This window comes from Allokutzneria sp. A3M-2-11 16, from assembly GCF_024213555.1.
GTDB lineage: Bacteria > Actinomycetota > Actinomycetes > Mycobacteriales > Pseudonocardiaceae > Allokutzneria.
Genome location: NZ_JANAVO010000001.1, coordinates 2592078 through 2604142 on the forward strand (window position 1 = coordinate 2592078; position 12065 = coordinate 2604142).

Sequence of the window (12065 nt, forward strand, 5' to 3'; positions counted from 1 at the left end):
TCGAAAAGCGTGCCGAGGCCGTACGGTCCGCTCTCACGGGTTGTGTCGGTCGGCCAGCATTTCCGGGGAGGAACGTCATGCCGGACGCGGACGTGAACATCGCACTGCCAGCCATGAGGGTGTCCTACGAAGCGGGCGTGCTTGACGAGTCCTCGCTGGCCGAGACGTGGCACGAACAGCTGAAACTCTGGCTGGACGAGGCGATCGAGTTCAAGATCCCCGAGCCGAACGCGATGGTCCTGGCGACCGCCGACCGCGAGGGCCGCCCTTCATCACGCACCGTGCTGCTCAAGGGACTCGATGACCGGGGAGTGGTGTTCTTCACCAACTACACCTCGAACAAGAGTCACGATCTGTTGGCGACCCGCTATGCCTCCGCCACTTTCCCGTGGTTCTCGATGCAGCGCCAGGTGAGCATCCGCGGCGGTGTGGAAAAGGTGAACGCGGCGGAGACCGCGGAGTACTGGAACAGCCGCCCGCGCGGTTCCCAGCTCGGCGCGTGGGCCTCCCCGCAGTCGCGCGTGATCACCGGCAGGAACACGCTGAACTCCGCGCTGAACTCGGTGCGCAGGCGTTTCGCCGACGCCGAGCGGATTCCGGTACCCCCGCACTGGGGCGGCTGGCGGATCCGGCCGGAACTCGTGGAGTTCTGGCAGGGCCGCGAGGACCGCATGCACGACCGGCTGCGCTTCAGGGACAACCGCGACGGCTGGAAGGTCGAGCGGCTCGCCCCCTGAGCCTCGGCACACCGCCGTTCTTCCGCTCCCTGGAAGGACGGCGGCGTCGTGCCACGTGACCCGGAATACGCTTTCTCGCCGTTCGGTCCTTACCTAGGCTAAGCAGGTGGACGATGCGGCGGGTACCCGGAGCCAGGACCCCGAGACGGTAGATCCGCCTGCGCGCAAGGGGTGGCTGCGCCGCATCGTGATCGACACCGAGCCGCTGCGCGTCGCCGACTTCCGGCGGCTGTGGCTCTCCGGCATCGTCACCGCCGTCGGCAGCCAGCTGGCCACGGTCGCGGTCCCCAAGCAGCTGTTCGACCTCACCGGCTCCTCGGCGTGGGTCGGTCTCGCCGGGGCGTTCGCCGTCGTCCCCCTCGTCGTCTTCGGTCTCTGGGGCGGAGCGATCGCCGACGCGGTCGACCGCCGCAAGCTGCTGCTGGTGACAAACGTTGGCGTCGCGCTGACCTCGGTGCTGCTCTGGGCGCAGGCCGCCAGCGGGATGAACTCGCCGTGGGCGGTGCTGGTGCTGCTCGGCGTGCAGCAGGCGTTCTTCGCGGTGAACATGCCGACCCGCAGCGCGGTGCTCGCCCGGCTGATCCCGCTGCGCATGATGCCCTCGGCGCAAGCGCTGAGCTCGACCACGTTCTCCGTCTCGGCCGTCTTCGGGCCGCTGCTGGCAGGCGCGCTGCTGCCGCTGCTGGGTGTCTCCACGCTGTACCTGATCGACGCCGTCGCGCTGACCGCCACGCTCTGGGCGGTCTTCCGGCTGCCGCCGATGCCGCCGCTCGGCGACGACGCGCCGTCGCGCCGGGCCGGGCTGCGCGAGGTCGTCGACGGCTTCCGTTACGTGGCGACCCGCAGCATCCTGCTGGCCTCGTTCCTGCTCGACATCATCGCGATGGTGGCCGGGATGCCCCGCGCCCTGTTCCCGGAGATGGCCGAGCGCACCTTCGGCGACCCGGCGGGCGGAGGTCCCGCGCTCGGCCTGCTCTACGCGGCCATTCCGCTGGGCGCGGCGGTCTGCGGCCTGTTCTCCGGCTGGTTCATGCGGGTTCAGCGGCACGGCGTCGCCATCGCGGTGTCCGTTGTCGCGTGGGGAATCGCGATGATCGGCTTCGGGCTCTCCGGCTCGGTGTGGTGGGCGGTGGCCTTCCTGGCCTTCGGCGGCGCGGCGGACATGGTGTCCATGGCCTTCCGCGGCGCGATGCTCCAAGCCGCGGTGACCGACGAGATGCGCGGACGGATGCAGGGCATGTTCACCGTCGTGGTGGTGGGCGGCCCGCGCGTCGCGGACATGCTGCACGGAGCGGTGGGCGCTTCGGTCGGTGCGGGCGTCGCGGCCGCGGGAGGTGGCGCGCTCGTGGTGGTGCTGACCGTCGTCGCGGTCCTGTTCCTCCCGGCGTTCTGGCGCTACATCGCGCCTAAGGACGGAGAGCCAGCCCAGCGCTGAGCGTGGCGGCCAGCTCCGCCGCCAGGGTGCCGTCCGGGTCCAGATCCGGGTCGAACACGGTGACCTCGACACCCAGGCAGTTCGGGGCTTTGACAAGGCCCGACAACAGTTCCGCGAGTTCGGAGTGCTCCAGGCCGCCCGGGTCCGGGCTGTCAACGGCGGGCATCACCGCGGCGTCCAGGATGTCGACGTCGAGGTGCACCCAGAAGCCGTCCAGCCGGTCGAGCCGTTCACGCGCCCACTCCGCGCTCCGCGCCGCGCCCGCCGACCGGATCTCCGAGGCCGTGCGGACCAGGATGTCGGTGCTCGCCAGCTCCTCCAGGTCCTCGTCGTTGTCGCGGATTCCCATCAGCACCACGGAGTCGTCGGCGAAGAGCGCGCCCGCTCCGTCCACATTGGACAAATCGGCCTGTCCGCGTCCGGTCGCGAGCGCGAGCGCTTCGCCCGCGGCAGCGCCCACGTGCTCGGAGTTGCCGGGATGGCGGAAGTCGGAGTGCCCGTCCAGGTAGACCAGGCCCGCGCCGCGCACGTGACGGCGCGCGGCGGCTCCGGTGCCGAGCAGGATGCCGCAGTCGCCACCGAGGACCACCGGAAAGCGGCCTGAGTCGAGCAGTTCGCCGACCCGTGCGGCCAGCCGGTCGGCGTAGGCGGCGATCTGCGCCGCGTGGAAGACCCCGTCGCCCGGCTGCCAGTCCGCTCGGTCGTACCGCGGCGCGACCAGGTGCCCCGCGTCCTCCGCGTCGAGGCGGTCCAGCAGCCCGGCCTCGCGCAGGGCTCCGGGCGCCTTGGCGGTGCCGGGCACGGTTCCCGGTTTCGGCGGGCGGAGGCCGAGGTTCGACGGGGCGTCCAGCACGGCGACGGTCCTCATGCGAACCACCGTAGCAACTACGGCGGTTACTGGCGAAGCATATCGACAAGCGATACCATCGTTTTTCGATATGGTCAGGGAGGAACGCATGAGTGACCGCAAGAACCCGCTGAAGAACCCGGCGGAGCCAGCGACGTCGATCATCCAGCTGCTGCTGGTGTTCTGGGGCATCGGTGGCGTCGTGGGTGTCATCCTCGTCCTGACCGGCTCCGGCTCGTTCCTCTTCTTCGGAGCGGACCACCTCTGTGTCGAGACCGGCGGCGTTACCAGTGTGGACGTGCCGGTGACGGGTCTGCGGCCGGAGGCGAGCGCGGTCAGCAACGAGATCCGATTCTGCGTCAGCCCCGGCACGGGCGAGCAACACTTCTTGTGGGGACTCGCGAACGTGCCCAGCCTGCTCATGCAGCTCGTCGTGCTGTTGCTCGGCCTGCGCGTGGTGAACGCCATCCGGGACGGCGGCCTGCACACCTCGTTGACGGTGCGGCGGCTGCGGGTGCTCGGCTGGCTGCTGCTGGCCGGGTGCGTGGTGGTGAGCCTGGCCGAGGCCTTTGCCCGCAGCGGTTTCCTGGCGACCCTGTTCCCCTCCGGCTCGCCCTGGTTCGAGCAGTGGCACTTCCCGCTGTGGGCCGTCGTTCTCGGTTGTGTGCTGCTGTCGCTGGCGAGGATCATCCGCATCGGCAGCGAACTGGAGAAGGACCTCGAAGGGACGGTGTAGGTGTTGTCGGACTCCGAGGCACACGGCGTCCGGGTGCATCTGGACCGGTTGCTCGCCGAGCGCGGGATGACGCTGACCGAACTGGCCGAACGGGTCGGGGTGACCGTGGTGAACCTGTCCGTGCTGAAGAACGGCCGGGCGCGGGCGATCCGGTTCAGCACGCTCACCCGGCTGTGCGAGGTTCTGGACTGCCAGCCGGGCGACCTGCTCAGCCACGACGGCGGAGATGAAAGTCTGTCGGGAAATAACCTTTTGAATTAGCTCGAAGAACATATGGCGTGGGCGGCTTCGTGAACGCATGGTGACCAGGCACACTCTCTGGTCATGTCCGAGACGACGTCGCCCAGCACGGCTGCTGCCGCCGCAGACGGCCAACCGGAGCTGAAGCGGGCCATCGGCCCGAAACTGCTGTTGTTCTTCGTGATCGGTGACATCCTTGGCACCGGTGTGTACGCGCTGATGGGCGATGTCGCAGGCCAGGTGGGTGGGGCGCTCTGGGTGCCGTTCCTGATCGCCTTCGTCGTCGCTTTCCTCACCGCGTTCAGCTACCTCGAACTGGTCGGGAAGTATCCGAAGGCGGCGGGCGCCGCGCTCTACACCAACCGCGCCTTCCGCAAACCGTTCTTCACCTTCATGATCGCCTTCGCGGTGATGTGCTCCGGGATCACCTCGGCCTCCTCGGCGGCCGTGGCCTTCGGCGGCACCTACCTCAAGGAGTTCGTGCAGACACCCGCCCCGTGGGTGGCGATCGGCTTCATCGCGCTGCTGGCGTTCATCAACTTCCGCGGTGTCGGGGAGTCGGTGAAGGCCAACGTGGTGCTCACCATCATCGAGCTCTCCGGCCTGGTGATCATCGTCGGCATCGGCATCATGGCCGTCGCCAACGGCCAGGGCGACCCCGGGCGGCTGGTGGAGTTCAACACCGCCAACCAGAGCACGATGATCGCGATCACCTCGGCCACCTCGCTGGCCTTCTTCGCCATGGTCGGGTTCGAGGACTCGGTGAACATGGCCGAGGAGTGCCAGGACCCGGTCAAGATCTTCCCGCGGTCGATGCTGCTCGGCATGGCCATCGCGGGCTCGATCTACGTGATGGTGGCCGTCACCTCCTCGCTGCTGGTCCCGGCCGCCGGGCTGAAGGCGGCGGGCAGCGGCGCGCTGCTGGAGGTCGTCAAGGTCGGGGCGCCCGGCTTCCCGCTGGCGCTGTTCTCCTTCATCGGCCTGTTCGCGGTCGCCAACTCGGCGCTGATCAACATGCTGATGGCCAGCCGCCTCGTCTACGGCATGGCCAACGAGAAGATCATCCCGATGCCGTTCGCGCGGGTGCACCAGACGCGGCGCACCCCGTGGATCGCCATCGGCTTCACCAGCATCATCGCGGTGTTCCTGGTCGCCTTCGTCCCGCTCAAGGACCTCGGCGGCACCACCGCGCTGCTGCTGCTGATCGTCTTCACCGTGGTGAACATCGCCTGCCTGGTGCTGCGCAAGGAGAAGGCCGCGCACAAGCACTTCAGGGCGCCGACGATCGTGCCCGTCATCGGCGCGGTCACCTGCGCCTACCTGGCGCTGCCGTTCACCGGCCGGGCGCCGCAGCAGTACGCCCTCGCGGGCATCCTGCTCGGCATCGGCCTGCTGCTGTGGCTGGTCAACTGGTTCTTCTTCCGCCGCAAGCAGCACCTGAAGGCCGAGTTCGACGCTTCGGCACTGACCAAGTAAGCGAGCTGAATCGTTTGCGTAGGCTGCCCCCATGGGAGCGGGGCAGCCTACGGGCGAGCAGTTCGAGATCACCAACGGCGCCGCACGCGCCGTCCTCACCGAGGTCGGCGCGTGCCTTCGGGTTTTCGAAGTGGCCGGCGTCCCGTACGTGACCAGTTTCGCTGAGACCGAAGCACCGCCGCTCTCGGCGGGACTGGTGCTCGCGCCGTGGCCGAACCGGGTGCGCGACGGCCGGTGGAGCTTCTACGGCGAGCCGCAGCAGCTGGAACTGAGCGAGCCCGCGCGCAACGTCGCCATCCACGGGCTGACCAGGACGATTCCCTGGCAGGTGGTGGAGCGCTCCACCGAGGCGATCACCCTGGAAGTTCTCATCGACGGGCACCCCGGCTGGCCGGTGCCGATGCGTACCACCGTGCGCTACGCCCTGGACGCCGAGGGCGGCTTGACCGTCACGCACACCATGCTCAACGTCGGCGACCGGAAGACCCCGTTCGGCGTCGGCGTGCACCCCTATCCTCGCGCGGGCCACGCCGCCGCGTACGAGTGCACCCTCCGGCTCGCCGCGCGCACCAACCTGCCGGTCGACCCGGATCGGTTGCTGCCCAACGGTCCGGTGGCCCCGCTCGACGGCGGCGAGTTCGACTTCCGGGAGCCGCGCAAGCTCGACGGGATGGTGCTCGACCACACCTACGGCGGCTGCGTCCCCGATGCGGACGGGATCATCCGGCACCACCTCGTCGGCCCGGACACCGGCGTGGAGATCTGGGCGGAGCCGGACTTCGGCTGGGTCCAGGTGTTCTCCACGACGGGCTTCCCCGGCACGTCCTCGGCGATCGCGGTGGAGCCGATGACCTGTCCGACCGGTGCGCTCAACTCCGGCATCGACCTGCGCGAGCTGGAGCCGGGACAGGGCTGGTCCGGCAGCTGGGGACTGCGCCCGATGTCCTAGCCGGGCCAGCCCGATGTCGCGAACAGGTCAGATCGGGTTTCTCCGTTCGCTGGAAGCGGTTACCGTCCTGCCGTGGATGTCGCGATCACTGGTGGATATGTCGTGCCCGTCGCCGGGGAACCCATTGACGGCGCAACGGTGCTGGTCCAGAACGGGAAGATCACCGCGGTAGGCGCGGACGCCGACGTGGAGGTGCCCGACGGCGTCCCCGTCGTCGACGCCTCCGGCTCGTGGGTGCTGCCCGGCTTCGTCGAGGCGCACGCGCACATGGGCGTGCACGAGGAGGCCGAGGGCTGGGCCGGCCAGGACACGAACGAGATGACCGATCCGGTTGGCGCCAGGATGCGCGCGCTGGACGCGATCAACCCGGCCGACATGGGCTTCGCCGACGCGCTCTCCGGCGGCGTCACCACCGCGGTGGTCAAGCCGGGCTCCGGCAACCCGATCGGCGGCCAGACGGTGGCGCTGAAGTGCTGGGGCCGCACGGTCGACGAGATGCTGATGGCCGAGCCGGTCAGCGTGAAGAGCGCGCTCGGCGAGAACCCGAAGCGGGTCTACGGCGACAAGAAGACGCTGCCGTCGACCCGGCAGGGCGTCGCCGCGGTGATCAGGGACGCGCTGACCAAGGCCCAGGACTACCGGGCGCGCAAGGCGCACGCGGCCGAGGAGAACAAGCCCTTCGAGCGGGACACCACGATGGAGGTGCTGGTCCGGGTGCTCGACGGCGAGCTGCCGTGGTGCCAGCACACCCACCGGCTCGACGACATCGCCACCGCGCTGCGGCTGGCCGACGAGTTCGGCTACCGGCTGGTGATCAACCACGGCACCGAGGGGCACCTGATCGCCGACGTGCTGGCGGAGCGGGACATCCCGGTGATCATCGGTCCGCTGCTGACCGCGCGGTCGAAGGTGGAGCTGCGCAACCGCTCGCTGCGCAACCCCGGCCTGCTGGCCAAGGCGGGCGTGCGGATCGCGATCACCACCGATCACCCGGTCGTGCCGATCCACTTCCTGGTCCACCAGGCCACCCTGTCGGTGAAGGAGGGCCTGGACCCGGACGTGGCGCTGCGCTCCATCACCACCAACCCGGCGGAGTTCATGGGGCTGGACGACCGCGTCGGCTCGCTCACGCCGGGCCTGGACGGCGACGTGGTGATCTGGTCCGGCGACCCGCTGGACGTGATGAGCCGCGCGCTCCAGGTCTTCATCCAGGGCCGCGAGGTCTACCACTACGACGCCGACCTCGGCGAGGGCGTCGTCACCGATCCGTTCCGCGGGAGCGCCCCGTGATCGTGGTCGGCGGCGAGGCCCTCGTCGACCTCGTGCCCTCGCCCTCCGGTGAGTCCGCTGTGGAGGGTCTGCCCGCGCTGCTGCCGCGGCTGGGCGGCGGCCCGTACAACGTGGCGGTCGCGCTCGGCCGCCTCGGCAGCCGGGTGTCGTTCCTGTCCAGGGTGTCCACGGATTTCTTCGGCGACGCGCTGGTCGGGCGGCTCGAACAGTCCACTGTGGACACCGGGCTGCTGCAACGCGGGGCCGAGCCGACCACGCTCGCCGTCGTCGGGCTGGCCGAGGACGGTTCCGCGCGCTACTCCTTCCACGTCGAGGGCACCGCGGACCGACTCGTCGCCGATCCCGGCCCGCTGCCGGAGGAGGTGCGGGCGGTTTCCTTCGGCACGCTCGGCATGGTGCTGGAGCCCGGCGCATCCGCCTACGAGGCGGTGCTGCGGCGGGAGTCCGGGCGCGGGCGGTTCACCGTGCTCGACCCGAACATCCGCGCCGCGTTGATCACCGATCCGGCCGGCTACCGGGAGCGCTTCCTGGGCTGGCTGCCGCACGTCGGGCTGCTCAAGCTCTCCGTGGAGGACGCCGCGTGGCTGGCCGACGCGGAGGACCCGTGGCCCGCGTTGCGGGAGTGGGCCGGAAAGGGGCCCGCGGGCGTCGTGGTCACGCTCGGCGGGGACGGACTGGCGATCCTCACGTCGGGCGGTGGTCTGGTCCGGGTGCCCGGCCAGCGGGTCGAGGTGGTGGACACCATCGGCGCCGGGGACACCGTGCACGCGGCGATCCTGCACTGGCTGGACACCGCGGGCGCGCTTTCCGCGGAATCGGCGCGGGAATTGCCGGACGAATCGTGGCGGGAAGCACTGGAATTCGCCGCGCGGGCGGCCGCGATCACCTGTTCCAGGGCCGGTGCGGAACCCCCCTGGGCGGACGAGCTGAAATAACGAATGAACGTATTGCGGAGCCGGGAACGTCACGCGGAGTTCCCGGCTCCGCCACGTTCAGCGACCATCCGGGTGCGCGCCGCGAGTGCGACGCTTGCCGCCTGGGCGGGATGGTCGCCCGGATGGCGCAATCGTCACGACACCGTTGTCACTCCGGCCCGTCCGGGCGCTCGTCGGGCATTGGTCCAGCGCGTCCGCGCTCGTCACGGGGCCCTGACCGGTACAGATACCGTCCAGTAACCGTAAAGTGCGTGGTCTGAGCCACCAAATGCGGCGAACCGGACCGTACGCGCGTTATGTGATACCTGTCCCAACTGCCCCGAGCGGGTAAGTCGAAGGCTGCCAAGAGGGCGGATCGCCTACTAGCTTGGAGTCTCCAGGACCCCAACGAGGCGGTGCTGCGGACGGACATCCCGACCGTTTTCCACCCGTCCTCGTCCAAGCGTGAGAGGGACTCGCATGCCCGACGCGACGACCGCGCCTGACCAGGCGGCCGAATCGGCCGAAGCCACCACCGTCGCACTGCGCCACCCGGGCGGCGAGCACGAGATGGGCCTGGTGACAGCCAGCGAGGGCGCGCCAGGAATCGATCTCGGCAAACTGCTCGCGAAAACCGGTCTGGTCACGCTGGACACCGGTTTCGTCAACACCGCGTCCTGTTCCTCGGAGATCACCTACATCGACGGTGACGCCGGAATCCTGCGCTACCGCGGCTATCCGATCGAGCAGCTCGCGGAGAAGTCGACCTTCGTCGAGGTGAGCTACCTGCTCATCCACGGCGAGCTGCCGAACAAGGCCCAGCTCGACGACTTCACCACCAAGATCAGCAGGCACACCCTGCTGCACGAGGACCTGAAGCGCTTCTTCGACGGCTTCCCGCGCGACGCGCACCCGATGCCGGTGCTGTCCTCCGCGGTCTCCGCGCTGTCCACCTTCTACCAGGACAGCCTGAACCCGTTCGACGACCAGCAGGTCGAGATGTCGACCATCCGCCTGCTCGCGAAGCTGCCCACGATCGCCGCCTACGCGTACAAGAAGTCGGCGGGCCAGCCGTTCCTCTACCCGGACAACTCGCTCGGCCTGGTGGAGAACTTCCTCCGGATGACCTTCGGTTTCCCGGCCGAGCCCTACGACGTCGACCCGACGCTGACCAAGGCGCTCGACCTGCTGTTCATCCTGCACGCCGACCACGAGCAGAACTGCTCCACCTCGACCGTGCGCATGGTCGGCTCCTCGGAGGCCAACCTCTTCGCCAGCATCTCCGCGGGCATCAACGCGCTGTTCGGCCCGCTGCACGGCGGCGCCAACCAGGCCGTGCTGGAGATGCTGGAGAGCATCAGGGCCGACGGCGGCGACGTCGACAAGTTCGTGGAGCGGGTGAAGAACAAGGAGGCGGGCGTCCGCCTCATGGGCTTCGGCCACCGCGTCTACAAGAACTACGACCCGCGCGCGGCGATCATCAAGAAGACCGCGGACGAGGTGCTCAAGAAGCTCGGCGGTGACGACCAGCTCCTGGAGATCGCCAAGAAGCTCGAAGAGCGCGCGCTCGCCGACGACTACTTCATCTCCCGCAAGCTCTACCCCAACGTGGACTTCTACACCGGCCTGATCTACCGCGCGATGGGCTTCCCGACGCGGATGTTCACCGTGCTGTTCGCGCTGGGCCGCCTGCCCGGCTGGATCGCGCACTGGCGCGAGATGATGAAGGACCCGGCCACCAAGATCGGCCGCCCGCGCCAGATCTACGTCGGCCCCACCGAGCGCGACTTCGTCGACCTCGCCGACCGCTGACCCTTCCCCACCCCCGCACTCCGCACTCCCCGAAACCCCGGCCCCGCACTCTCCACGCGGGCCGGGGTTTCCCCGTTTCGTACTCTTGTCGGGATTTGGGAGCGCTCTTTTTCCCGTTATGAGTACGAAACGGGAGATCTCTAGCTACATCGGCCGAGGTGGGGTGGGCGATGTGCGAGCTGAGCGCATGGGTGGAGTGTAGCTGGGTACGGTTCTGTGGTGAGTGCGTCGATCTTGTGGTTCCGGCGGGACCTGCGGCTCGGAGATCATCCCGCGTTGGCGGAGGCGGGGCGTGGCGCCGGGCGGGTGTTGGCGCTCTACGTGTTGGACCCGCGGCTGTTGGGGGCCTCGGGAGCGCCGCGGCGGACCTTCCTCTACCGGTGCCTGCGTGAGCTGGACGAGCGGTTGGGCGGGCGGCTGCACGTGGTGCACGGTGACCCCACGGACGTGCTGCCCCGCGTGGTGCGGGAGTTCGAGGCGACGAGCGTGCACGTCTCCGCGGACGCCGGACCGTACGGGCGGGAGCGGGATGCCTTGGTGGAGAAGGCGATCGACGCGGAGTTCGTGCGCACGGGGTCGCCGTACGCGATCACTCCGGGGCGCGTGGTGAAGGGCGACGGCACTCCGTTCAAGGTGTTCACGCCGTTCTACCGAGCCTGGAAGGAGCACGGGTGGCGCGGCCCCGCGAAGATGTCCACTGTGGACTGGGTCGATCCGTCCACAAAGGACTGTATTCCGGAGGACGAGGACCTCGGCGGGATGACGTTGCCCGCGGCCGGTGAAGCCGAAGCGCGCCGGGCTTGGCGGAAGTTCCGGGAGGTGCGGGAGGACTACGCCGAGCACCGCGATCGCCCGGATCTCCCTGGTACGAGCCGGATGTCTCCGTATCTGCGCTGGGGTTGCGTGCACCCGCGCACATTGCTCGCCGACCTCGGCGAGGAGGATGAGGCGTATCGGCGCGAGCTGGCGTTCCGGGACTTCTACGCCGATGTTCTTTGGCACCGCCCGGAAACCGCGCGGGAGAACTACGACCGCAAGTTCGACGCGATGCCCTACGACACCGGGGACGAGCTCTTCGAGGCTTGGTGTGCCGGGAAGACCGGATTTCCCATTGTGGACGCGGGAATGCGGCAGTTGCTCGCCGAGGGGTGGATGCACAACCGCGTGCGCATGATCGTCGCGAGTTTCCTGGCGAAGGACCTGCACCTGTGGTGGCGGCGCGGGGCGGCGCACTTCATGCGGCACCTGGTGGACGGCGATCTCGCGTCCAACCAGCACGGGTGGCAGTGGGCCGCGGGCACCGGCACGGACGCGTCGCCGTACTTCCGCGTGTTCAACCCGATCACGCAGGGGGAGAAGTTCGACCCCAACGGCGACTACGTCCGCAAGTACGTGCCGGAGCTGCGCGGGGTGCCCGGGAAGCACGTGCACCAGCCGTGGAGACTCGACGGCGGTGTGCCCCCGGGCTACCCGCCCCCGATCGTGGACCACGCCGAGGAGCGCCTCGAAGCGTTGCGGCGCTACGACATCGTCAAAGCAACCTGATCATCCGCCCAGCGGTTGGTGCGTCTTCAAGTCCACCCAACCCAGCCCCGCGCCATCGCAAACCGCCCCCAACCCTCGGACTCG

The 12065-nt window shown here is 69.2% G+C and carries 11 protein-coding genes; 10 read left to right on the forward strand and 1 reads right to left on the reverse strand.

The genetic code is table 11. From position 1 onward, the window contains the following. The first annotated feature begins 77 nt into the window (after positions 1 to 77). Complete coding sequence (gene pdxH, locus NLX83_RS12825) at positions 78 to 737, forward strand: pyridoxamine 5'-phosphate oxidase (RefSeq protein WP_254235042.1); 660 nt, start codon at positions 78 to 80, stop codon at positions 735 to 737. Between the two features lie 175 nt (positions 738 to 912). Beyond that, positions 913 to 2172: an MFS transporter gene (locus NLX83_RS12830; protein WP_254236209.1), complete on the forward strand. Its 1260-nt coding sequence runs from the start codon at positions 913 to 915 to the stop codon at positions 2170 to 2172. Here the strand turns inward: NLX83_RS12830 and NLX83_RS12835 are convergent. After that, on the reverse strand, positions 2144 to 3040 hold the full coding sequence (locus tag NLX83_RS12835; RefSeq protein ID WP_254235043.1) for an arginase family protein: 897 nt from the start codon (positions 3038 to 3040) through the stop codon (positions 2144 to 2146). The genes NLX83_RS12830 and NLX83_RS12835 overlap by 29 nt on opposite strands. Before the next feature lie 88 nt (positions 3041 to 3128). On the opposite strand from NLX83_RS12835, the gene NLX83_RS12840 reads away from it, so the two are divergent. From NLX83_RS12840 to NLX83_RS12875, 8 genes are all read left to right on the forward strand, one after another. Next, complete coding sequence (locus tag NLX83_RS12840) at positions 3129 to 3755, forward strand: DUF2975 domain-containing protein (protein ID WP_254235044.1); 627 nt, start codon at positions 3129 to 3131, stop codon at positions 3753 to 3755. 3 nt (positions 3756 to 3758) lie between these two features. Continuing rightward, the gene (locus NLX83_RS12845; RefSeq protein WP_256563774.1) at positions 3759 to 4016 is read left to right on the forward strand and encodes a helix-turn-helix domain-containing protein; all 258 of its coding nucleotides are present in this window, start codon (positions 3759 to 3761) and stop codon (positions 4014 to 4016) included. Between the two features lie 63 nt (positions 4017 to 4079). Next, entirely contained in the window at positions 4080 to 5471 is a 1392-nt protein-coding gene (locus NLX83_RS12850) for an APC family permease (RefSeq protein WP_254235045.1), read from the forward strand. 31 nt (positions 5472 to 5502) lie between these two features. After that, positions 5503 to 6420: an aldose 1-epimerase family protein gene (locus NLX83_RS12855; RefSeq protein ID WP_254235046.1), complete on the forward strand. Its 918-nt coding sequence runs from the start codon at positions 5503 to 5505 to the stop codon at positions 6418 to 6420. A 72-nt stretch (positions 6421 to 6492) separates the two neighbouring features. Then, positions 6493 to 7710, forward strand: a complete 1218-nt coding sequence (locus NLX83_RS12860) for an amidohydrolase (protein ID WP_254235047.1) — start codon at positions 6493 to 6495, stop codon at positions 7708 to 7710. Continuing rightward, positions 7707 to 8645 (forward strand): carbohydrate kinase family protein, encoded by a 939-nt coding sequence (locus NLX83_RS12865; RefSeq protein ID WP_254235048.1) that lies wholly within the window; start codon positions 7707 to 7709, stop codon positions 8643 to 8645. Before NLX83_RS12860 ends, NLX83_RS12865 begins: the two co-directional genes overlap by 4 nt. 459 nt (positions 8646 to 9104) lie before the next feature. Further along, entirely contained in the window at positions 9105 to 10436 is a 1332-nt protein-coding gene (locus NLX83_RS12870) for a citrate synthase (RefSeq protein ID WP_254235049.1), read from the forward strand. Positions 10437 to 10655: 219 nt separating this feature from the next. Further along, positions 10656 to 11981, forward strand: coding sequence for a cryptochrome/photolyase family protein (locus NLX83_RS12875; RefSeq protein ID WP_254235050.1), 1326 nt, complete (start codon positions 10656 to 10658; stop codon positions 11979 to 11981). Positions 11982 to 12065: the final 84 nt, after the last annotated feature.

Bases quoted from the DNA above. Each gene is read 5' to 3' on its own strand.
- pdxH (WP_254235042.1), top strand. From the start codon at position 78: ATGCCGGACGCGGACGTGAACATCGCACTGCCAGCCATGAGGGTGTCC.
- NLX83_RS12835 (WP_254235043.1), bottom strand. From the start codon at position 3,040: ATGAGGACCGTCGCCGTGCTGGACGCCCCGTCGAACCTCGGCCTCCGC.
- NLX83_RS12840 (WP_254235044.1), top strand. From the start codon at position 3,129: ATGAGTGACCGCAAGAACCCGCTGAAGAACCCGGCGGAGCCAGCGACG.
- NLX83_RS12850 (WP_254235045.1), top strand. From the start codon at position 4,080: ATGTCCGAGACGACGTCGCCCAGCACGGCTGCTGCCGCCGCAGACGGC.
- NLX83_RS12855 (WP_254235046.1), top strand. From the start codon at position 5,503: ATGGGAGCGGGGCAGCCTACGGGCGAGCAGTTCGAGATCACCAACGGC.
- NLX83_RS12870 (WP_254235049.1), top strand. From the start codon at position 9,105: ATGCCCGACGCGACGACCGCGCCTGACCAGGCGGCCGAATCGGCCGAA.